13 protein-coding genes are annotated in these 24,779 nt (G+C 41.8%); 8 read left to right on the top strand and 5 right to left on the bottom strand.

Going from position 1 to position 24,779, the window contains the following annotated elements; all coding sequences use genetic code 11:
• Positions 1 to 82: 82 nt before the first annotated feature.
• The 5 genes from FN809_RS00750 to sov all read left to right on the top strand — a co-directional run bounded on the left by FN809_RS00750 (position 83) and on the right by sov (position 12,393).
• Entirely contained in the window at positions 83 to 1,837 is a 1,755-nt protein-coding gene (locus tag FN809_RS00750; protein WP_185957387.1) for an OmpL47-type beta-barrel domain-containing protein, read from the top strand.
• A 796-nt stretch (positions 1,838 to 2,633) separates the two neighbouring features.
• Positions 2,634 to 3,674 (top strand): thiamine-phosphate kinase, encoded by a 1,041-nt coding sequence (gene thiL / locus FN809_RS00745; protein WP_142531569.1) that lies wholly within the window; start codon positions 2,634 to 2,636, stop codon positions 3,672 to 3,674.
• A gap of 181 nt (positions 3,675 to 3,855) precedes the next feature.
• Positions 3,856 to 4,215, top strand: coding sequence for a four helix bundle protein (locus FN809_RS00740; protein WP_185957386.1), 360 nt, complete (start codon positions 3,856 to 3,858; stop codon positions 4,213 to 4,215).
• A gap of 117 nt (positions 4,216 to 4,332) precedes the next feature.
• Complete coding sequence (gene ruvA, locus FN809_RS00735) at positions 4,333 to 4,914, top strand: Holliday junction branch migration protein RuvA (protein ID WP_142531567.1); 582 nt, start codon at positions 4,333 to 4,335, stop codon at positions 4,912 to 4,914.
• Between the two features lie 81 nt (positions 4,915 to 4,995).
• The gene (gene sov, locus FN809_RS00730) at positions 4,996 to 12,393 is read left to right on the top strand and encodes a T9SS outer membrane translocon Sov/SprA (protein ID WP_246095370.1); all 7,398 of its coding nucleotides are present in this window, start codon (positions 4,996 to 4,998) and stop codon (positions 12,391 to 12,393) included.
• Between the two features lie 54 nt (positions 12,394 to 12,447).
• Here sov and FN809_RS00725 read toward each other — a convergent pair whose 3' ends face one another.
• On the bottom strand, positions 12,448 to 13,755 hold the full coding sequence (locus FN809_RS00725; protein WP_142531566.1) for a hypothetical protein: 1,308 nt from the start codon (positions 13,753 to 13,755) through the stop codon (positions 12,448 to 12,450).
• Positions 13,756 to 14,016: 261 nt separating this feature from the next.
• On the opposite strand from FN809_RS00725, the gene FN809_RS00720 reads away from it, so the two are divergent.
• Positions 14,017 to 16,713 (top strand): DUF5686 and carboxypeptidase regulatory-like domain-containing protein, encoded by a 2,697-nt coding sequence (locus FN809_RS00720; RefSeq protein WP_142531565.1) that lies wholly within the window; start codon positions 14,017 to 14,019, stop codon positions 16,711 to 16,713.
• Positions 16,714 to 16,751: 38 nt separating this feature from the next.
• Positions 16,752 to 17,459 (top strand): ZIP family metal transporter, encoded by a 708-nt coding sequence (locus FN809_RS00715; protein WP_142531564.1) that lies wholly within the window; start codon positions 16,752 to 16,754, stop codon positions 17,457 to 17,459.
• 52 nt (positions 17,460 to 17,511) lie between these two features.
• On the opposite strand, the gene FN809_RS00710 is transcribed toward FN809_RS00715, so the two are convergent.
• Positions 17,512 to 17,745 (bottom strand): YtxH domain-containing protein, encoded by a 234-nt coding sequence (locus FN809_RS00710; RefSeq protein ID WP_142531563.1) that lies wholly within the window; start codon positions 17,743 to 17,745, stop codon positions 17,512 to 17,514.
• A 600-nt stretch (positions 17,746 to 18,345) separates the two neighbouring features.
• On the opposite strand from FN809_RS00710, the gene FN809_RS00705 reads away from it, so the two are divergent.
• A complete protein-coding gene (locus FN809_RS00705) occupies positions 18,346 to 20,973 on the top strand; it encodes a valine--tRNA ligase (RefSeq protein ID WP_142531562.1) in 2,628 nt (875 codons plus the stop codon).
• Positions 20,974 to 21,054: 81 nt separating this feature from the next.
• On the opposite strand, the gene FN809_RS00700 is transcribed toward FN809_RS00705, so the two are convergent.
• The 3 genes from FN809_RS00700 to mvaD all read right to left on the bottom strand — a co-directional run bounded on the left by FN809_RS00700 (position 21,055) and on the right by mvaD (position 24,750).
• Positions 21,055 to 22,611, bottom strand: coding sequence for a T9SS type A sorting domain-containing protein (locus FN809_RS00700; protein WP_142531561.1), 1,557 nt, complete (start codon positions 22,609 to 22,611; stop codon positions 21,055 to 21,057).
• 123 nt (positions 22,612 to 22,734) lie between these two features.
• On the bottom strand, positions 22,735 to 23,691 hold the full coding sequence (locus FN809_RS00695) for a mevalonate kinase family protein (protein WP_142531560.1): 957 nt from the start codon (positions 23,689 to 23,691) through the stop codon (positions 22,735 to 22,737).
• Positions 23,692 to 23,694: 3 nt separating this feature from the next.
• On the bottom strand, positions 23,695 to 24,750 hold the full coding sequence (gene mvaD / locus FN809_RS00690) for a diphosphomevalonate decarboxylase (protein WP_142531559.1): 1,056 nt from the start codon (positions 24,748 to 24,750) through the stop codon (positions 23,695 to 23,697).
• Positions 24,751 to 24,779 lie beyond the last annotated feature (29 nt).

Below are 24,779 nucleotides of genomic sequence, written 5' to 3'. Positions count from 1 at the left end.
AATATAAAAGTTCAGGGTGGATACATACAAAAATTAATGCGGACAGGATACTTACTAACCAAATAATAAATTATTAAAGTACATGAAACATCTAACCTTTTCATTCTTACTGATTCTCAGTTTTAATGTCCTTCTATTATCCGGTCAGGCACCGTTGAATCACTCTTTTAAAATGCACAAGTCGAGTGATGGCAAATTGTATATCAATAAGCAGCAGCCGCTGTATTTATTCGTAGGAAACACACCCAATCCTTCAGAAAATATGCATCGCTTAGAAAGTCAAAAAACGCCGCAATACGCCAATCCCTTTTATCTTGATACCGAAGGGATAAACACTATACGCACCCCTTCGCAAGTGGATACCGTTACAAAAAAGGTGGTGTATCCGCTGGCCGATATTATTTTTGATGTGTATGCTGATGGCATTGCACCTACAACAAAAGTGGCATGGAACGGCGTTAAGCGTCATGTAAACAAGGGAACCGTATACTATAACCAGGGACTTAAAATTAACCTATCGGCTACTGATCACATGTCGGGTGTCGAAAATATTTATATGAGTCTGAATAAGCAACCCTACACTGTATATAATGATACCTTGCTGCTGGATGATGAAGGTGATTACCAGCTTAAAACTTATGCCGTTGACCATGTAGGCAATGTGGAGGAAGAAAAAACATACGAGTTTACCATAGATGCAACGGCGCCGATAGCCAATTGGAGCCTGGAAGGTAATGTGCACGGTAAAGTAGCTTCCGGCAATTCTAAAATAATTATAACGGCCAAAGACAGTCGTTCAGGCTTGAAGCAGATTCGATATCAGATTAACGACCTGCCTGTGCGTATATATAAAGACGGTATCCACTTGAGTGCTTTACCAACTGGCGAATACCAATTGAAATACTGGGCTGAGGATAATGTGGGTAATATTTTTGAAGGGACTGATGTAGGGACTAGTGTTATTGCCTTTGTGGTAGATAAAACCTTACCTACAGCGTCATATTCTGTACTTGGTGATCAGTTTTTAAACGAGGTTTTATATGTGTCAGCCCGTAGTAAAATCGAATTAAGTGCCAGAGATACGGTATCGGCCATTCACAATATTATCTATGGCAAGAGTCAGCAACATATGGATGAAATTTATGACAGACCCATACAGCTTGAGGCCGAACAGGGCTTGCAAACTGTATGGTTTCAGGCATTTGATATTGTTAAAAACCGTTCCGTTATTGAACAACTAACCGTGTTCATGGATAACGAACCCCCATTGTCGAGAATTGAATACGAAGGACCTCAGTTTTTCACGCGTGATACGCTTTTCATCTCCAGCGAAACTTCTATTCTCCTAAAATCTGAAGATGCAGATTCCGGAGTAGAACAGATTGAATATCGAATTAATGGGGGCGCCTATCAAAATGGGGATAGCTTTAAGTTGCCCAACGGCGGTTTCCATAGCATTGGCTTTATGGCAAGTGATAAGGTTAATAACCGTGAAGCGGAGAAACATAGTGAGCTGATAGTGGATAATGAAGCCCCTGTTATCTATGTTAATTTTAGTATTAAAGCCTTGCGCGAAGAGGTAATTGAAGGTGAAAAAATAAATGTTTATCCCCCCTACGTAAAAATGTATATTGGGGCTACCGATCGCTATTGTGGCACACAGGAAATATTTTACACCATTGATGGTGGTGTGAAACATAAATATGGAGGGGTTAATTCACCCTTCGACAGTGAGCTATTTAAGAAGGAGAAAATGTATGTAGTGAATGTGGAAGCGACAGATAAGTTAGGCAACCTAAGCACCAAAACAATGAAATTCAGGGTGGCCAATAAATAGTTGATTAATACCGCGCCACCTTTTTCACAACCACCAACACAATAAAATATTGAGTTGGTGGTTACCTTCCTCCCCACATTGACTTTGACGTGCATAGTATCCAGCCGAGTAATGGCATTTACGGTCTGGAGGGGGCGGCTCTGCCATTCCTTTACATCCGGTATGTTTTTTGGCTATTTGGGTGAAAACTGCAGGGTAGATAGCCGTGCGATACCATTCTTGGATATACTCCAACATGCCCCTACATCTCATTCCCTGCCCATAAAAGCCAATTATTTATTGCGCAAGGCTGTCCGCTACAATCGTTTGGTTTTTTCTCCGTAGCGCCTGCGCCTCCCCTGAGGGGATTCAATACCGACGTTACCGGCAAAACTCTTAAGGTCTTCTTGCATTGGCCGTTGCCTTTGTTTGCTGGCGGACGTTCATCCACGTTAAGGTCAGCTTCCCTATTGGCCTCCTGGCTTTTTCAATGCGGTTTTTCAATAGCTTCATTCAATACCTTATTTTTCTTTTAGATCAAGAAAAGTAGTTTTGTTTTCAACTCTGCACTGGCCACGAAGCTTCAACTATGTATCCAAACGTGCCATTTGCAATATCCTGTGCGCGCCCGGTATGAGCGCTTGCATTAAAACACACGAATAATCCAAAGGGGTTCAAGCCCCGCAGCGCAAAGATTTAATTCAACCGGATAAAGGTTCCTGACCGGCAAATTGCATAAGCCAGTTAAGTCTATATCTTTGTATCACGCAAGGTTTTTTTATTAAATTTGTCGGTTTAGGAAAAAAAGATAACATATATGAGCGAAAACAAAGAGAAAACCCTTGAATCCCTTGGCGAGTTCGGCCTGATAGAACACCTCACTAACTCCATTGAAATTAAAAACGGCAGCACCATTAAAGGGGTAGGCGACGATGCGGCAGTGCTCGATTATAAGGACAAACAAACAATCGTAACCACGGATTTGTTGCTTCAGGGCATTCACTTCGACTTGGTATATACGCCCATAGTACATTTAGGTTACAAAGCGGTTATGGTTAACCTGAGCGATGTGTATGCCATGAACGCCACACCAAAGCAAATAACCGTTTCTATCGGTGTGAGTTCTAAAGTCAGCTTACCAATCGTTGAGCAACTGTACGATGGCATTAAATTGGCCTGCAACAAGCACAATGTAGATTTAATTGGTGGCGATACCTCCACCTCGCTTACCGGACTTACCATCAGCATTACCGCCATCGGCGAAGCCAACAAAGAGGACATCGTTTATCGCAGCGGTGCCAAACCTAACGATTTAATTTGTGTGAGTGGCGATTTGGGCGCCGCCTACATGGGCTTGCAGTTGTTAGAGCGCGAAAAGCGTGTACATCAAGGCAATACAGAAATCCAGCCCGACCTATCCGGATACGATTACATTCTGGAACGCCAACTAAAACCCGAAGCCCGCAAAGATGTAATTGAGTTCCTAAAAACTATCGGTGTTAAGCCTACGGCGATGATTGATATTTCGGACGGGCTGTCGTCAGAAATCATGCACATCTGTAAACAGTCGAACACCGGGTGCCGTATCTATGAGAACAAAATACCCATTGACCATGCCACTTCACTTTTTGCCGAAGAAATAAACATGAATCCAACTGTAGCCGCTTTAAACGGCGGTGAAGATTATGAGCTCCTCTTTACCATTTCCATAGAAGATTATGCCAAGTTTAACCAGGAAACCGATATAAAAATATATACTATTGGCCATATAACCGACGAAAGTAAAGGCCAATATCTGGTAACCAATGGTGATGAAGAAGTGGAGTTGCAAGCACAAGGGTGGAACGCGGTACAGTAAACAGTTAGCAATGAACAGTTAGCAGTTAGCAATGAACAGTTAGCAGTTAGCGGTTAGCAGTTAGTAATGAACAGTTAGCAGTGGACAATAGAGGTACTTGCGCTCATTGAATCATAGGCAGAGAAACTCCAATTGACAAATTGATTGTAGAAATAATTCCATCCATACAAATCTTAGTATCATGAAAAAAAGCATTGCTTACCAGAAAGCCTTTATTTTTGCTGTAAATATTGTGAAGTTTTGTAGGGTATTAAAAAAAGAAGAACATGAATTTGATTTAGCCAATCAGTTACAACGTAGTGGAACATCCATAGGTGCAAACTTAGCTGAGGCAAATGGAGCAATTTCGGATGCAGACTTTTCGAACAAAGTAAGTATAGCTTACAAAGAAACCTTGGAGACGAAATTTTGGTTAGATTTATTTTTAGCAGTAGAATTTATCCCTGAAGAACAATACCATATTTTATTTTATTCCGCCGACGAAATAGCTAGAATTCTATTTTCGATTCTGAAAACAACAAGAATACACAAAAAACAATGAACAGTAAGCAATAAACAAACACTATGATTACTGATAACTGTTTACTGATAACTGTTTACTGATAACTGTTTACTGATAACTGTTTACTGATAACTGTTTACTGATAACTGAAGAAAAATGTACGAATATATCAAAGGTCATATTATAGAGACGAGTCCGGCACATTGTGTTGTCGAAAACAACGGGATAGGTTATTTCATCAATATTTCGGTGCATACCTATACCCAGCTACAAAACCAGAAAGAGATACAATTATATATTTACCAACACCTGCGCGAGGACGCACATAACCTGTACGGTTTTTACGAAACTGGCGAACGCAATATGTTTGTGCAATTGATTTCGGTGAGCGGTATTGGTGCCAATACCGCCCGCATGATGCTTTCGTCTATGTCGCCGGGCGAGATACACGAAGCCATTGCTACCGGAAACGTCAATTTACTTAAAGGGATCAAAGGTATCGGCGTTAAAACAGCACAACGTATAATTGTGGATCTGGCCGACAAATTGGGTAAGATGGCCGCCGACCAAAAAATATTTACCGAACCAAACAATACAATAAAAGATGAGGCGTTATCTGCTTTAGTAATGTTAGGTTTTATGAAAGGAAGCGCACAAAAAGTAGTTAATAAAATTTTAGCCTCAGAACCGGATTGCAAAGTGGAGGATGTTATTAAAAGGTCGCTGAAAATGCTTTAATAAATAGCTACAGTGCGTCGTTCATTTAACACCCAGCCTTCTCTGTATTAATCAATAGTAACCAAAACAATGCTAAAAAACTTGAATAAAGTTTTTCCATATATTTTAATTAGTGCATTTATAGTCACTTTGTTTGCGGGTTCCGGATTTTTGGAAGTTCGTGCCGATACCAATTTTGCTGATCCTTTCATCATTCCTGGCAACCAAAACATCCAACAGCAACCCGACAGCGCACAACTAAAGCAAGGCAGCAGGTTCGCCCCCATCGAAAAGCAATCCAACAATCCTTTTTTGCATCCGGAGCAAGAAAAATCTATGGAGCTGGCTACGCCGCAAAATTTGCAATATACCACCCAATACGATGCCAAAACAGGTAAGGTTCATTTGTACCGTAAAATTGGCAACCTAAATGTTAAGTTGCCCTATACCATGACTTTAGAAGAATACAACGATGAGCAAACACGCAACTCGATGATATCCTATTGGGAGTCCAGGGCCAGGCTAGCCGAAGAAAACGATAAATTCAATATTTTTAATCCTAACATAAACATCGGTGCCGGTGAACTGGGGAATATATTTGGCAGCAACCTGATAAACATAAAACCACAGGGTATGGCCGAGCTTAAAATAGGTGTTACCCGTAATAAAATAGACAATCCCACGCTACAGGAAAACCTTCGAAAAACTACCACCTTCGATTTTCAGGAGAAAATACAAATGAACATCCAGGGTAACATAGGCGATAAGCTAAAGCTGGGCATCAACTATAACACCGAAGCAACCTTTGAGTTTGAAAACGAAATGAAACTCGAATACGAAGGTAAAGAAGACGACATCATACAATCTATTGAAGCGGGTAATGTTTCCCTGCCCCTACCCGGCACCTTGATTACGGGCAGCCAAAGTTTGTTTGGAGTTAAAACCGAAATGCAGTTTGGCAAACTAAGTGTTACCTCTGTGTTTTCCCAACAAAAGGGCGAAACATCCGTGATGGACATCCAGGGCGGTGCACAGCAACAAGAATATGAATTGCCCATTAACGAATACGATAAAAATCGCCACTTTTTCCTCTCCAACTACTTTAGGGATTTATATAACGATGCCCAGTCGAATTATCCTTTGCTCTCAAAAATTAGTGTTACCCGCATTGAGGTATGGATTACCAATCGGGCAGGTCAATTTGATGAAGCCCGTAACATATTAGCCTTAATGGATCTGGGCGAAACCGGCTCGAGAAACCTCCGTAACACAACCGAATGGGGAACCAGCCCCTATGCACCCCCTGCCAACGATGCCAACGGCGTATATTCAAAACTCAACAACACTTACAGTTCGGTTAGAGATATTAACCGCGTAACACAAGATTTTAGCGGTACGCAATTGATTAACGGCAGAGATTATGAAAAAATTGAGAACGCCCGTTTGCTATCGCCATCGGAGTACACTTTAAATAGCCGCCTGGGATTTATCTCCTTAAACATGTCGCTCAATGCCGATGAAGTGTTGGCCGTAGCCTACGAGTACGATTACAACGGACAAACCTATCAGGTAGGAGAATTTGCCGGCGACGGTATTGAATCCACACAAACGCTGTTTTTAAAAATGCTTAAAAGCACCAACCTTACCCCAACGGTAAAACAAACATGGGATTTGATGATGAAAAACATCTATGCCATCGGTGCCTATCAGGTGAATAGGGAAGATTTTGTTTTTGACGTGGTATACGTTGACGATTCAACCGGCGCGTTGATCAATTACCTGCCCGACGAGGGTAATTTAGAAGGTAAACTCTTGCTTAGCCTGATGGAACTGGACAAGCTGAACGAAGCCTACGATCCCATTCCTGATGGCACCTTCGACTATATCGAAAACCAAACCATCTATCCACAAAACGGAAGGGTTATCTTTCCGGTGCTGGAACCTTTTGGCTCACATCTATTACAACTGTTTGGTGGAGATGAAAACGATCCACGATGGAAAAAATATGGCTACCAGGCGCTTTACGATTCTACCCAAACATTAGCTACACAAAACGCCGAGAAAAACAAGTTCCGACTTAAAGGTCAGTATAAATCAAGCACGGGAAGCGAGATATCGCTAAACGCACAAAACATACCACAGGGTTCGGTCATTGTTACGGCAGGAGGAATTAAGCTGGTGGAAAATGTGGATTATACGGTAGATTATTCTTTTGGTACTGTAAAAATAATCAATCAGGGCTTGTTAGGCAGCGGTTCGCCCATACAGGTATCCTTAGAAAGTCAGAGCCTGTTTAACCTGCAAACCAAAACTCTGATGGGTACCCATTTGAACTATCAGTTCAATAAGGATTTTAATTTTGGGGGTACGATAATGCACCTGCGCGAAAGACCGCTTACGCAAAAAGTAAGTATTGGCGACGAACCCATTGCCAATACCATTTACGGTTTTAACACTTCGTATTTTACCGAGTCGCAAGTAATTACGAATTTGCTTAATAACATTCCCCTATTGCAAGTGAAGGAACCATCCAGTATTTCCTTCGAGGGAGAATTTGCCCAATTAATACCGGGACACCCCGATGTAATCAAAAACGAAGGCGAAGCATACATCGACGACTTTGAAGGCACCAAAATATCCATCGATATGCGCAACTGGACTGCCTGGAATCTTGCCAGTACACCGCAAGGCCAAACGGATTTATTTCCGAATGCCCACCTTATCAACGATTTGAGTGCAGGCTTTGAACGAGCCAAAGCGGCATGGTATATTATCGACCCGCTGTTTTCGCGCGACAACCAATATACGCCCAGCCATGTGCGCAACGATTTAGACTTGCAGTCGAACCATTTTTCACGTGAGGTATTTATCAAGGAGATATTCCCCAATCAGGATGTAGCCACAGGAACACCCACCAATATACCAGTACTAAACTTTGCCTACTACCCCAAGGAACGAGGCCCTTATAACTTCACCACCGATCTTGATATCAACGGTAACCTCATCAATCCCGAGACCCGCTGGGGCGGCATTCAGCGTCGGGTGGAAACGAGCGATTTTGAGGCCGCCAACATCGAGTTTATCGAATTTTGGATGATGGATCCGTTTGTTTATGATGAGAATCCCGAAAAAGCAGGCGATCTGTACTTTAACCTTGGTAACATATCCGAAGATGTTTTGAGCGATTCGCGTAAGTTTTTTGAGCAAGGCATGCCCGGGCCCGGCGAGCCTTTCGATGTGGATTCCACCGCATGGGGACTAATACCTACCAAACAGAGTTTGGTGAGCGCCTTTAGCAACGACCCGGATGCACGGCTGCGACAAGATGTAGGATTAAACGGCTTAAACAGCGAACAAGAACGAACATTCTACAAAGAATTTATCGAAGGCATCGAAACCCTTAGAGCAGCAGGAGCACTGTCGGAAGCGGCCTACAACGGTATTATGAACGATCCGGCTGCCGATGATTACCATTACTTCAGAGGCAGCGACTTCGACCGTGATAAGGTGAGCATTCTGGACAGGTACAAAAATTTTAACGGGCCGGAAGGCAACTCGGTTCCCTCCGAATATTCACCCGAATCCTACGCCACAGCTTCTATATCTACCCCTAACATGGAGGATATCAATCGCGATAATACTCTAAGCGAAAACGAGAGTTATTACCAGTATAAAGTAAGCCTCGACCCCAACAACATGGAAGTGGGTACCAACTACATTACCGATGTGAGGGAGGCCGAGGTGGAATTGAAAAACAAAAAAACGGAGCGCGTAAAATGGTATCAGTTCCGTATTCCCATCAGCCTGCCTGATACCACAATTGGTAACATCCAGGATATGCGTTCTATCCGCTTTATGCGGATGTTTATGCACAACTTCCGGGACACCACCATACTGCGTTTTGCCACCTTGGATTTGGTTCGCAGCGAATGGCGCAAATACACCAACGACCTTAGCGAAAACGAAACAATATTAGGTGACGAAGAAACCCAATTTGAAACCGGCGCCGTTAACATTGAAGAAAATGCCAACCGATCGCCCATCAACTATGTATTGCCTCCCGGTATCGACCGCATCATAGACCCGGCCAACCCACAGTTGCGCGAGCTAAACGAGCAGTCCATATCGTTAAAAGTAAGCGACATGCCCAAAAACAGCCGTCGCGCCGTGTTTAAAACCATGAACATGGACATGCGCCAGTACGGACGCTTAAAGATGGAGGTACATGCCGAAGAGTTTGTAGAGGGCAGCATAGGCAACAACAATGTACGAGCTTTTATACGATTAGGATCCGACAGCCGTAACAATTATTACGAGTACGAAATACCTTTGGAGATGACCCCGCATGGTGCCACCTCGGCGCGGGATATATGGCCGGTGAACAACCGTTTCGACTTTGCCTTTAGTGCACTCCAGGGCGTTAAGTTAAAACGAAATCAGAATGGCGCTCCGGTAAATGAAGTATATACGGCCAAAGACGACGAGAACAACCGCAACTGGGTAAAAATTAAAGGTAACCCTAACCTGAGCAACGTACGCAACATAATGATAGGTGTACGTAGCGTGGCCGAAGGTAAGGTGGTAACTTTTGAAACCTGGTTTAACGAACTAAGACTCACCGATTTTAACGAAGAAGGTGGCTGGGCTGCCAATGCTCGTATGAACATAAAACTATCGGATCTGGGTAACGTTTCCCTGGCTGGTAACACACATACCGTGGGTTTTGGGAGCATCGAGAAAAATGTGATGGAGCGCAGCCAGGAAGATTTTTACCAGTACGATATAGCCACCAATCTGGAACTGGGTAAGTTTACCGGAGCTAAATCGCGCTTGTCAATACCCTTTTATTTTGGCTATTCAAAAGAGGTGGCCAGCCCCGATTATTACCCATTGGATCCGGACATTCCCTTGGATGTAGCACTGGACAATGCCGGCAGTAGTGCACAACGCGACAGTATTAAAAAAATGTCGCAGGATGTAGTTAAACGCAAGAGTGTAAACTTTACCAATGTGCGCCTAATGCCCAAAAGCAACCAATCAAAAATTTATGACGTAGCCAACCTGTCGGCCACCTACTCCTACAATATTACCACCGCACGTAACGTCAATACAGAGGAAAGAGTAGCGAAGGATTACCGTGGTGTACTGGCCTATAACTTTAACAACAGACCCAAGGTGTACGAACCCTTTAAAAAGAGTAAGGCCCTGAATGGCGAAGCCTTTAAACTGATAAAAGACTTTAACTTTTACCTGATGCCCACCCAATTATCGTATCGTAACGAAATGCTCCGGCAATATAATCAGGAGCAATTACGTAATGTGAATAACCCCAATTTTAGCATACCCATCACCGTGCGTAAAGATTTTAACTGGAACCGCTATTTCGACTTACGTTATAACCTGACCAAGCAGTTAAAATTCGATTTTAAATCGGTTACCAATGCACGTATCGATGAGCCGCTAAGTGTTTTGGTGGTAGATAAAAACTTAAAGGATGATTATACCGTATGGAAAGATTCCGTTATGTCCAACATCATGAATGGTGGCAGGGTAACCAATTACCAGCACAACTTTAACGCCAGCTATAAAGTACCTATTGACAAACTGCCCTACCTGGATTGGACCAACACAACGGTGCGTTACAGCGGCATGTACCGATGGCAAACAGCACCGCAATCAACCAACGAATCCATTGAATGGGGCAATACCATAAGTAATTCCAATAACATACAAGGGAGTGTGCAGCTCAACTTAAAATCACTTTACAATCGTTCGGGCTACCTTAAAGGGCTGTCGCGCAAATACGGTGGGCGCAACCCACGCAGCAGAAGCAGCAACAAACAAACGGTTAGATACAACAAAGAAGGCATTGACCTTAAAAAGGGACAATCCTACATCATCAATCATAAATTGCGTAGTAACGACGCAAAAGCACGCATGTACGACGCAAACGGACGTACAGCACGGGGTGAATCAATTACCATCGATCAAAACAAAATAGAGTTTATACCCGCAGTAGATTACGAAAACGCCCGCGTGATGGTAACGGGAACACGCGAAGACCAATCGACCATCCTGGGAACTATTGCCGATTATACCGCAATGCTGGCTACCGGAGTTAAAAGCATCAGCGTAAACTATACCGAAACCAATGGTACGATTCTACCCGGTTACCTGCCCGAATCTAAGTTTTTGGGTTCATCCACCTACAATGGTTTTAACGCACCTGGCTATGGTTTTATTGCGGGCTGGCAGGATCGTGACTTTGCCCGAAAGGCGGCAGAAAGAGGTTGGGTAACCGTTGACACCATCAATCAGGCTTATGTAATGACCCATCAGGAAGATTTTACCATTAAATCGACTATTGAGCCTATCGACGGTTTAAGAATTGACTTAACTGCAAACAGAAGGTACTCTAATAACATGAACGAGTACTACTATAAGCAAGGCGACAGTTTTCAGGCATACAATATGCGCGAAAATGGTAATTTCACCATGACTTTCAACCTCATCAACACCGCCTTTGAAAAGGTGAGCAAAACGGGTATATACGAATCAAAGACCTACAATGAGTTTTTGCAGAACCGCCAGATTCTGGCCAGCAAATTGGCCCGGAAGCGTGTAGGCCTGGTAGACCCTGCCACCAACGAGCTGTACGACCCCTTGCCCAAAGATGGCAAAGCCGGAGGGAATGGCTATGGACTGAACTCGCAGGAAGTGCTAATTCCGGCATTTTTAGCAGCCTACAGCGGTAAGGACGCCAATAATATTTTTACCGACCTTTTTCCCACTATCCTGAAAATGCACCCCAACTGGCGGGTTACTTATAATGGCTTAACCAAAATAAAGCCGGTTAAAAAACTCATCAAAACATTTGAGATAACACATGGTTACCGATCTACCTATAGTGTAGGTTCCTTCGTTAGCAATTCGGATTATAACAGCAACAGCGGGGATGGCATCAGTTGGATTCGGAATTTACAGGACAACTTTATTTCGGAGCATCAGGTGAATTCCGTATCGCTGAATGAAATGTTTATGCCACTTATCGGGTTTAACATCACCTGGGTAAACAACTTAACTACCAAAATTGAAAACAAGCGTACACGCACCATCAACCTAAGCCTTAGCAATAACCAGATAATTGAAAACCACAACAACGACCTGACTATTGGGGTGGGCTACCGTTTTGATAAAATGGATTTGATTCTGGGAAGTAAAGCAGGCGCAAAAAAAATGTCGAGCGACCTGAACCTCAGGGTAGACTTTTCCATGAAAGACAATATTGCTATTTTCAGAAGGATTGAAGATGGTGTAAACCAGCTCACCTCGGGACGCAAAATAAACACCTTAAAAGTAACAGCCGATTATGTGCTAAGTGACCGTTTTAACATGCAAGTGTTCTACGACCGTGCTGTTACATCACCCTACATTTCGAGCTCCTACCCTACTTCTAACAGTAATTTTGGGGTGAGCTTCCGATTCTCGCTGACGCAATAAAAAACCGGCTGCTGTTTTCACGGGTAGCAGCCGGTATGCAATAGCTCTGTTTTATCAGTTGGCACTTAGGCCGAGCGTATCCACCATCAGGATGGTTTCTGTTTCAATCTCCCCGATTTCGGAAGGGGCAAGGAAATTGAGTTGGGGAGTAGCTATAATTTTATTCTGTAAAGCAGTGCTTATTACCCCTTCCATCTGCAACTTACGTATGGTAGCGGTCGAAACGCAATCACCGGTTTCTTTGAGCTGCAACCTTATAGGGTTAAACTGAATCTCCACTTTGGTGTTACGTCCTATATCGTCGCCCGGCCCATCGCCGTTTAATATAAATTTCTGCACCGGCCCGCTCCCGGCATGCACATCCTTGGCATGATTCCTATCCGTATATGAATATGACGCAAATGTTGGGCTAACTATATCTTCTATCACATATCCGGGATCCACGTTATACAAAGTATAAAACCTTTGCATTTTACCATAAGTCCAATCGCTGGTTGTTTCGCTTGCCGTGGCATAAACCTTGGCCCGCACGCGGTTCCCTTCGTTTATTAAAGTAACGCTGCAATACATGCGCGGCCCATGCCCGTCAAACTCTTTATCTCCCTTGCTTTTACCCGGCTTTGCGGTATGGTATGGCATTCCGGAAACGTTGGATGGGAGAATATTTTTGAACTTGCTTTCGCAAATATTTGGTGCGGCCTGAATAACAGCCATAGAAGAAATGTTACGCCCGTTCCACCGAAGAATAATACGCTTGCTTTGCGCATTTAACCGCACTCCGGAAGCGCCTAAATTTAATGTCATGGCGTAATGGGTGGGCCGGTCCAGGTGGCGGGTGACATTCACTTCCCTGGATCCATTGACCAGCAATACCTGCACATTGGTGGCATCAAAATCATATCCAAAAAACTCTATTTTATTGCGCCTGTTCTGCTCCAGCGACATATCAATGGCCGAGGGCACCACCTGGCACAGATGCGGTTCCATGGCAGGGAGTTCCGTGCCCAGCAATTTGGATTTAATCCTTTGCAAACCTTGCCGCATCCGGATACGCAAAAAATCGACGTTACATCTAAACTCGGCGCCCACAGCTGCAATACCGCGTTGCAAAAGGTTGGATACCTCGTTTTTAATGGTGCTTTGTACTTCGTCGGGCAGGTCTTCTATTACCGTGCTCATAATGTCCTGCCAATCGGCCGAAGCTACGCCGAGCTGGTTGATGCCCCGATCGATAACCGCAATGGCCTGTTCGGTTGCATCGGGTATTGTTACCCCTAAAAACTCCTTTATTTTATTAATAAAATCGCATCCTGTAAATAGAACTGCGATAGTGACACAAACAATAACGACTGACTTTTTCATGCTTAGAAATTTTGTGTTGATTACTTTTAACTTAAATTACAACATATATTTCAGGAGTTCAATATGTACAAGGACATATTTCAAGTTCATAATACAAATTCATGCATCAAACCCATCACCATTTCAAGCCGAATGAATTAAACTATCCAAAAACGAACTTGTTATAAGGGTGAACCTACCAAACACAATCAGTATATTTGTTGTATAAAAAAGGAGCTACAATAATTATTACATTTTATAAAGCAAACTAAAAATAACCGAATGTTATCACGATACTTCCAGCACAACTCAAGTAAAAACACATTTAAAAAAAATATAGTGCCTTATAGGCTTAAAACACTGCTTCTTGTTTTGCTGATAAACATGGCAGGTACACTTGTTTTCTCTCAGGTTATATCGGGCGTTATCACTTCATCCGATGGCGAAACCATACCTTTTGCATCTATCTACATCAAGGAACTCACCACCGGCACCACCACCAACGCCGAGGGTGAATACAGCATAGAATTGCCCAGGGGCATCACTCACCTTTCTATTCAAGCTTTGGGCTATATAAAAGTAGAACTGGAAGTGAACATGCAGGGAGCAGACATACGAAAGGATATTGTATTAAAAACCCAGGATTATATGATTAAGGAAGTGCGGGTTTATTCGGGCAATGAAGATCCGGCTTATGGAATTATGCGTAAAACCATTAGTCTGGCTCCCTATTTTTTAAGGCAAGTGAAACATTACAGGGCAACTGTATACTTAAAAGGTGGTTTCGAAATGAAAAATATACCTGCTTTGTTTCGGCGCCAGTTAAGGAATGAAGGTATTGAAGAGGGTAAAACTTATGTTGCCGAATCGCTGAATGAGCTCACCTTTAATTCACCCAACCAGTTTGTGCACAAACAAATATCAAAACGGTCAACTATCCCAAACAACGGCGAAGAACAAGTGTTGGGCTTTTTAAACTACAGTTTTTACGACTCCGAAAGTGAGCTGGCCATCTCGCCCGTTTCGCGCAAAGCATTCTCCTTTTACGATTTCCGTTACGAAGGCTTTTTTCAGCAGGGGGAGTATTTTGTAAATAAGATAAAGGTGAGCCCTAAACGCAAAAACCAACAACTGTTCGAAGGATTCATTTACATTGTCGATAATCTCTGGAACATTCATTCAGTTGATTTGGTAAACGAGCAGTTCCTGGGTAAAATACACATAAAGCAAGTACAAGAACCGGTGAAAGGAAAAGCCTGGTTGCCTGTAAGCTATCATTTTGATGTGGAAGTAAACAAACTGGGATTTAATGTTACGGGTAATTACCGCGGCTCGGTAAAGTATAAAGAAGTGGATTTAGATTTTGGCTTACCTGTGCCTACAACACTAAAAAAAGCATATGCAAAGGCCGAAGCGGATAAACAAATACTGAAAGAAATAGAAAGTACACAAACGCAAACTAAGGAACAGCAGAAAATAGAATCGCTCCTGGAAAAAGAAAATATCAGTAATCGCGAAATGAAAAAACTATCGCGATTGATGGAGCAGGAAAACCAAAACCGCGAGCTATCGGAATCCGGATTAAGGTTAAAATCACGCGACAGCCTGTTTCAAATTGTAACGGACACCATAAGCCCCGATTCTATCGACTGGAACAAATATCGCCCCATTCCGCTTAGTAAAAAAGAAATACAAAGCTTTGGCATACGCGATTCGCTTACCCTGGCCATGGCCGGACTTACCGAGGACAGCATCGAATATAAAAAGGAAACATCACATTTTGTTGAGCTCATAGCCAAAGCCATCGCCGGAACAAAACATTATAACCACGACTCTACTTTCAGGATAAAATATTATGGACTGATTAACCCCACCGCTTTCAACTTTAACTCGGTAGATGCCCTAACATTCAGTCAGAAAGCCGACATAAAAAAATTGTTGAGCAATGGTATGCGGCTCGATTTTTACCCGAAGATTAAATACGCTTTTGGACCACAGGAACTTATGTGGAAAGCAAGGATAAAGATAGATACAGAGCACATAAACCACACCCGCTTTTTTGTTGATGGTGGCCAATGGAGCACCGATTTTAACGAAGAAACGGGCATTTCTCCCTTTGTAAACATGGCTTCCTCCTTGTTGCTAAAAGATAACTACATGAAGCTGTATCGAAATAATTACTTATGGCTAGGCGGGCGAAGGGATTTGGCCAATGGTTTACGCTTTTTTATAGACCTAAAGTACCGCGACATGGATCTACTTAATAATACAACAGATTATTCCTTTGCCTACCCCGAGAAAAACTACAGCCTCAACAATAAGGTATTCGATCGGAATCTGAATTCTCATTTCATTAACCGCAGGGCTTTTGAGGTGGAATCGAAATTGGTATATACGCCAAGATACTTTTACCGGATAGAAAATAATTTTAAACGAATGGTCAGCTCCGATTACCCTACTTTTACCCTCACCTACAAAGGAGCCACCGATGCCGTGTTCAACACCCAATCGCGTTATCACATGATGGAACTTGGCATTGAGCAGGAATTGGATTGGAGCTTAATGTACAAAATAAATTACAACGCCAGGGCGGGCTATTACTTCGATCATACGTCAATGCACTTTTCACAGTTCAGTCATTTTAATACAGCCGAGGTGCCTGTATCGTTCAAAAAATGGAGCAACAGCTTTAACCTGCTCCACGACTATCGCTACAGCACCAACAAATGGTTTGTAGAAGCCCACTTTAGTTATTCCATGCCCTACCTGTTTATTAAAAACTTGCCCTTTTTACAAGATAAACTATGGAACGAGGACCTGTATTTTGGCCACCTTAGTGTACCCGACTTTGAAAATTATAACGAAATAGGTTATGGTATTAGCCGGATATTTCTCGTGGCCAACCTTGGGGTTTTTGTAGGTTTCAAAGATGTTGATTTCCATAGATGGGGCGTTCGGGTGAGTATTAACCTGCCATAACAAAAGTGATAAAGATGCCTCGCGATAAATAAAAAACTATGTTGTCGGAAATAATATTATTCTCGGGATTTGCAGGAATAACGGTCTTTATAGGAGGACTTTTGGCTTACTACTTTAACCATCATGTTAAAGAAAGCCCGGTAAAATACGAAATAACCCATACGCTCATTTCATTTGGAGCCGGTATTATTTTATCTGCCTTAGCATTAGTACTGATACCCAAAGGCATGGAAGAGCTTAAGTTAGTGCCAATGTCAGCTTCATTTTTAGCCGGAGCTGTCATCTTTATGTTCATCGACAGGTATCTGGATAAAAAGGGCGGCCAAACCTCAACATTGTTAGCCATGATGATGGACTTTGTACCTGAATCGATTGCCCTGGGCGCTGTATTTGCCATTCATCCAGGTATGGCCACGCTGCTGGCTATCATCATCGGATTGCAAAACCTGCCCGAAGCATTTAACTCCTTCCGCGATCTGGTAAATAGTGGTTTCTCGGTTAAAAAAACCTTAACTATCTTTTTTATTTTAAGCTTCTTTGGTATCGCAGGTGCACTGACAGGGCATTTTGTATTAAGTAACTACCCCAACCTTACTGCCCACCTGATGACCTTTGCAAGTGGTGGAATACTATATTTGCTGATACAAGATATCATACCCGAAAGTAAATTGGAAAAAAATTATTTAACCTCGCTTGGCGCCTCCCTGGGATTTTTGGCGGGAATGATAGGTGAAAAATTAGTATAAACGAACATTAAAAGCGACTACAAGGATGTAAGGCGATGTATGCTTATCTATTTTACTTGGCTTTTGATTTGTCAACCGCGATTTCTTCTTTTAAATCTTCAAATTTCTCCGCAATATCCTCAATAAAATCATTGAATTTCTCATCTCTTTCGTCAACCTCCTTACCCTTGCTCCAAAAGTGTTTTCCGTTCTCTGTATCACAATTATGAGGTGCGAATAACATACCTAATAAAGTGCCGGCGGCAAATCCGGCCAACAATCCTAAAAATACTTTTCCTGAGCTCATGCTTATATTTTTTAAAAAATTAATATTTAATGTCCACAAAATGTAAACCCTATCATAGAGCGTCCATTATTCAATAATAAGTTTACTACAATATATAAGATATTTTGCACAAATACAATGTATCGATGAAGCGGAAATATATTTGGCTCCCCTATTTATCTCCGCCCGTACCATAATACCAGGGAGCTGAGTTACCTTAGCTATTACCCCGCTGATATAGTTGTTTAAATTGCCAGCGATGTTATAATTTTTATAAAAAACAGCCAATCATATTTTTATTTTATCCCTTATCGTACACCCGGCCTAATTAAAAATAGAATTAACCATTACGCAAGAGGAACTATCCGTACTTGAATAAAAAATGGAATTGAAGTATTTGTATAGAGAGCGATTGTAGCCCATGTATTATATTTTTATATTTTTGCATATTGATAAGAGATAAAAACGAATTAAACAACATAAGCAATATAAATTAAGAGATAACAAAAATAACAGTACCCCGTCCTGTTGCGCCACAGCTTAGCTATGGTATAGAACTAGGGGTTACGCGAATTATTTTCCGCCTATTATCTCTTATCTAAAAAATATAATTTAAAACACATGGAATTAGCAAGCACCTACAACCCTGCTCATACGGAGGATAAGTGGTATAAATACTGGATGGATCAGAAGTTTTTTCATTCGGAACCCGACGAGCGCGAACCTTACACCGTTGTAATCCCACCGCCCAACGTAACGGGGATGTTGCACATGGGGCATATGCTCAACAACACCATACAGGATATTTTAGTGCGCCGTGCCCGTATGATGGGCAAAAATGCATGCTGGGTTCCAGGAACTGACCATGCTTCCATAGCCACCGAAGCCAAGGTGGTGAGTAAACTTAAAGAGGAGGGTATCGATAAAGCTGACCTAACACGAGAAGAGTTCCTAAGCCACGCCTGGGACTGGACTCATAAGCACGGCGGTATCATCCTTGAGCAACTCAAAAAACTGGGTGCCTCATGCGATTGGGATCGCACCTGTTTTACTTTGGACGAAACGCGAAGCGATGCTGTTTTGGATACCTTTGTACAACTGTACCAAAAAGGCTTGATTTACAGAGGTGTGCGCATGGTTAACTGGGATCCTGATGCGCTTACCGCCGTTTCCGACGAAGAGGTGGTCTATAAAGAAGTGCACTCTAAACTATATTATCTAAACTATACAATTGAAGGCGAAGAAGAAAGTGTAACCATCGCCACCACCCGCCCCGAAACCATTTTGGGCGACACCGCCGTATGTATAAACCCCAACGACGAGCGTTTTAAACATCTAAAAGGGAAACGCGTTTTGGTGCCTTTGATTAACCGCTCCATACCTATTATCGAAGATGATTATGTGGATATGGAATTTGGTACAGGATGTTTAAAAATTACCCCGGCACACGATTTAAACGACTACGAAATAGGTATGCGTCATAACCTGGATAGCATAGATATTTTAAACGACGATGGCACCCTAAACGAAGCGGCTGAAATATTTGTTGGCAAAGACCGTTTTGTGGTGCGAAAGGAAATTGAAGAAGAATTACAAAAAGCAGGACACCTGATAAAAGTAGAACCCTACGACAATAAAGTGGGCTGCTCGGAACGTACAGGTGCCGTGATTGAGCCTAAACTCTCAACACAATGGTTTCTGAAGATGACCGATATGGCTAAGGTAGCACTCGGTGCAGTGATGTCCGACGAAGTGCAGTTTCATCCTGCCAAATTTAAAAACGTTTACCGCCATTGGATGGAGAACGTGCAGGATTGGTGTATATCGCGCCAGTTGTATTGGGGACACCGCATACCGGTATATTATCTCGACAATGGTGATTATGTAGTAGCCAAAACTGCTGAAGAAGCATTGAAACAGGCCCGTGAAAAAACGGGCGACACTGCGCTTTCCTTAAACGATTTAAAACAAGAGGAAGACGTGCTTGACACCTGGGCCTCATCATGGATATGGCCCATCTCGGTATTTGACGGTTTTAACACCGACAATAAAGAGATTGACTACTACTACCCCACCAACGATTTGGTGACGGGACACGACATTATCTTTTTTTGGGTGGCGCGAATGATAATGGCCGGTTACGAATTTAAAGGCACTTACCCTTTTAAAAATGTATATTTTACCGGCATGGTGCGCGACAAGCTAGGCCGTAAAATGAGCAAGCAATTAGGCAACTCACCCGATCCTCTGGACTTGATTGCCCAATTTGGTGCCGATGGTGTACGCGTGGGCATGCTGCTCTGCTCGCCTGCCGGAGGCGATTTGCTTTTTGATGAAGGATTGACCGAACAGGGACGTAACTTTGCCAACAAAATATGGAACGCCTTCCGTTTGGTAAAAGGATGGCAGGTTGACAGCAGTATACCACAACCCGAAAGCTCAATCCGGGGCATAGAATGGTTCGCCCATAAGTTGGATCAAACCTTAGCCTTGGTGGACGACCATTTTAGCAAGTTCCGCATTTCGGATGCGCTTATGGCCGTTTATACGCTTTTCCGCGACGACTTCTCCTCGTGGTATCTGGAAATTGTAAAACCTGGCTACCAACAGCCCATCGATACTAAAACCTACACTGCCACCATCCAAAACTTTGATAAGATGTTGCGCTTGTTGCACCCCTTTATGCCTTTTATTTCGGAAGAAATCTGGCAGTTGCTCGAAGACAGAAAAGACGGTGAGAGCATCATGGTATCGGATATGCCCCTTGCCGGAAAGGTGGATCAAAATCTGCTGGCCGGTTTTGAACTGACCAAAGAGGCGGTTACAGGGGTGAGAAACATACGCAAACAAAAAAACATCCCCAACAAGGATGCCATCGCCCTTAACATACTCGATAATAACGGCAACTACGATAAATATTTCGATTCGGTATTGGCAAAATTGGCCAACGCCGAAGAACTTATTTTTGTAAACGAAAAGGTAAACGGCGCACTGTCGTTTATGGTAAAGGCCAATGAGTTTTTTATTCCCATGGGCGACCTGGTAGATACAGAGGCCGAAATAGCTCGATTGGAACAAGATTTAAAATACAACAAAGGCTTTTTACTGTCCGTTACAAAAAAACTGAGCAACGAACGTTTTGTAAAGGGTGCACCCGAAAAAGTAGTAGCCATAGAAAAACAGAAGCAAGCCGATGCAGAAGCTAAAATTAAAGCAATAGAGGAGAGCATTGCCAGTTTTAAGAAATAATATTGAGACTATAAAATAGCATGAAATCACCCAAAAAAAACCCATCACAAATTTGTGATGGGTTTTTTTTGAACGACTTTCTTATTTTTTTATCACTTTAAAAATATCCTTATTTACTTTTAAAATATAATATCCTGCAGGCAATTCCGACGTTGACACATTATTAGCTCCGGCATAAACCTGTTTTTGCAGTACAACACTGCCCGTTAAGCTATAAAAAGTAGCCCAACTTTCCTTATCTGAAACAATATTAATTTTGGAATCAATAATAGTTGGATAAACTGACACCGTTATTTCTTCCTCATTGATATTGGTAGCTCCGTATTCGTATGTTTCCCTTGTTTCATTCACATACGCACCGGTAAATGAATTCCATACCATGGTGATACGTTCCAATATTTTAGCAGTTGAACCTTCGTAGCTGATGTTATACTTATACCCGTCTTCCTGTATCCAGTTTGCATCACCATTGTGCCACTCGTTTTTTTCTTCAATAAGGTTAGCAAATGCATCAAACTTTTCTGTATTCTGATCCACTCTTATCAATGTTCCTGCGGCATAGGTATGCTGGAGGTGGTAAACCAGTGCTGGCGTGGTATATGTTTTTTCGTAGTAACTTGTCATCCATACGTCATTCTGCCATTCCTCTTCCTTATCGCTTACATAGTTGTTCCTGTGTTCCATCGTTTCCCTTAACGAATTTACCCAGGCACCCCCCTTCCAGGTTTGATACAGCTCTTCTGCCACTCTGGGGATTCCATTTTCCACCCCTTCGGGGTACAGAGCTGTCATCTTTTCGTCGTTAGTATAACTGGCATCGTCATCAATATCGCCCGTACCGTTATAGGTTTGAAAGGTGTAGCCATTGAGATAACTATCTTCTATTATATTGCCATTCCACAAATACCAGTTCACATTGATATACCGACCCAGCAACAGAAAATCGCTACCGTTGTACTCGTATTCCCGTGCCATATAGGGTTTGTTATCAGTATCGTAAAAAAACTCTGTTTTTTCCTCAGGTTCCCAACCTCCACTTACCCTGTTGTTCCATATCTCTGTAGTTAACAATGCTCCGGAATAAATACGTTCAATTTTATAACCATACGATTCGTACCATCCTGTGCCCGGTTGATACATGGAAAATAATTCACTGATCACATTACCATTTGTATCATATTCTCTAACCGTTCGGTTACCTGTTGTTACCTGCCACTCATCATTGCTCCACATGTAACTACGACTTTCATATTGAAAATTTTGTCCATCGTACAAAAACTCTGATTTTAACGTGTTAACATATTTTCCTTCCCCTTGCACATAAACTTGAAAAATATTTGTGATTAGGTTATTATTTTCATCGTAGGTATTGATAGTTTTACCTTGAGCGCTGGTCATAGTCAGCACGTTACCATGCTCGTCGTATTCAAACGTGTTGCTTAGGTTAAATTGCCAACTTTCATCCTCCCAGTTGTCGATAGTAATACTAACCGGTAAAAAACCGAGGTGACCGCTTTTGAGCTGATTTATTTTTTCAATATTTTGCTGATTCGATCTTTTGTTAAAAGGATTGGTGTGCTGGGCAAAAGTATGAATACTTAGCCCAATGATAATCAGTAGTGTAAAAGTTGTTTTCATATTGATAAGTTTTGGGGTTGAATGGCAGAAGTTAAAAAATAAAAACAACAATAGAAAGCAATGATTGAATTATACTACAAAATCAAATGAATATTTATATTATGGAAAAACAAAGCCGCTCTATTAAAATTCCTGATACACGGGTATTACTTCCAAACCTTGCTCGGCCAGTTCAATTTTTACTTTGCTAAACTCACGCGTAAAACCAAGGATATATCCTCCCCCACCCGACCCGCATAGCTTGAGCAGATAATGATTTTTGGCTATCCCTTCTTCCCAATACTTTATAAATTCCTTGGGTATCATCTCTTTTAAATACTCCAACTGAAACTTCGACAGCTGCTTTAAATGCTTATAAAAATTACTTATATCGCCCTGAAGCAGGGAATGAATGCATTGATTGGTAGTAGGAATTAAATCCTTTTTTATCCTTTCTATATAAACAGAATTTAAACATTTGGTCATAAACAAATCAACCAAAGGAGCCGTTTTTCCGGATTGTTTGGTATTAACGATAAAAACCGCATCGTCGGATTTAATATTTTTACGAGATATACCAATAGCCCTAATATTCTGCTGATCTTTAATAAATAATGGGTGTTTTAAATAGCATAAAAGAGGATCAATACCGGAGCTTTTTCCATGAAAGTACGATTCTAACTTGGCAAATAGACTTTTTAACTTTTGTGTTTGGTGGTTATCGAGTCCGGCCTTCGCCTTAATTATATTAAGGCCGTATTTTTTATAAATAGCAGCCACAAGCGCACCACTGCTGCCCAAACCATAACCTTCGGGTATCGACGATTCAAAGTAAAGACCTTTTTCGATGTCTGCCAATAATTCTTCCGTATCCATGATATCGTTGGCCTTATCACGCAGAAATTCCGCATAACGCTTCAATTGACGATTAGATTCTTTGGCAAAGTCCAAATCGGTATACGCAGAGGAATTGATAAAATTTAGCGAACCGTTAAAATGGGCATAGGGAATAGTTAATCCATTAGATTCCAACAAAATGGAATATTCGCCAAAAAGGAGAACCTTAGAATAAAAGATGCTGTTTTTTTTGCTAAGTGCCATCGGCTAAATTATTTCTGTTGGCCCGGAGCCCAACTCATCGTTAATAAAACTTTTATTTTCACAATAGGGTAATAATTCCTTTTGAATAAACTCCCTGACTTGCTTTTTATTTGACGCTGAATACAACACATGAATGTTAGGTCCTGCATCGATGGTAAAACACACAGGAATCTTGTTTTGTTCTCTAAATTTACGAATACGTTGAACAATTTGAAGAGAGTTAGGTAAAAGCAAAGTGTATCCCGGCGATGAACTCATCATTAAACCATGCAGGCTCAGCGCCTCAGTTTCTGCTACTTCAATAAAACTATTCCAATCGCCATTTTTAAGTACCTCCATTAGCTTTAGCATGTGCTCATTAGCTTGTTGTATTCGCCCTGTTTTATAGGGATGGCTTTCCATCAGTTGATGTCCTGTTGTACTACTCACCTCCTTTTTATCTTTACTTACAATTAAAATAGTATCCTTAATATCTGCAAATGAAGGGTGCACGTACTGGCTGATATTAAGTGCATTAAGATTACTTGAATTCTCCATGTCAAACTTGCCCCATGTATTCCAAGCTCCAAAAACGGATCGGCATGCACTTCCTGAGCCCAAACGTGCTATGTTGGAGATCTCTTCCATAGATAGTTTAATCCCTGTTATTTGTTGATGAATTTTTGCCAAACACAAAGCCATGGCAGCATAGCTACTGGCCGATGAAGCTATTCCTGAAGAATGCGGAAAGGTGTTTTTACTTTCTATTTTAAGTTTATAGTGATGTAACCAAAGAAATTTATCAATCACCCGATTAAAAAAAACCTCCATTTTTTGTTCAAACTTTTTACTTTTACCCTCCTCAAAATAAAAATTAAAACAAAGGTCTTTTTGCCCGGGATTTAATACATAAGAAACCGATGTTTCGGTAACCGAATGTTTTAAACTAAAACTAAGCGAAGGGTTAAGCGGAATTTGAACCCCTGTTTTACCCCAGTACTTGATGATGGCTATATTAGATGGACTACTGTAACCTACCAATCCACTTTTTGACAAATAGCTTCTGTTATTTACCCTCATTTATTATCGCATTTTAAACTCCTTCAATT

Source organism: Saccharicrinis carchari, from assembly GCF_900182605.1.
In the GTDB taxonomy this organism is placed as follows: Bacteria; Bacteroidota; Bacteroidia; order Bacteroidales; family Marinilabiliaceae; genus Saccharicrinis; species Saccharicrinis carchari.
Note: the sequence above shows the minus strand (reverse complement) of the source record. Positions and strands in the feature narration are given on the sequence as shown.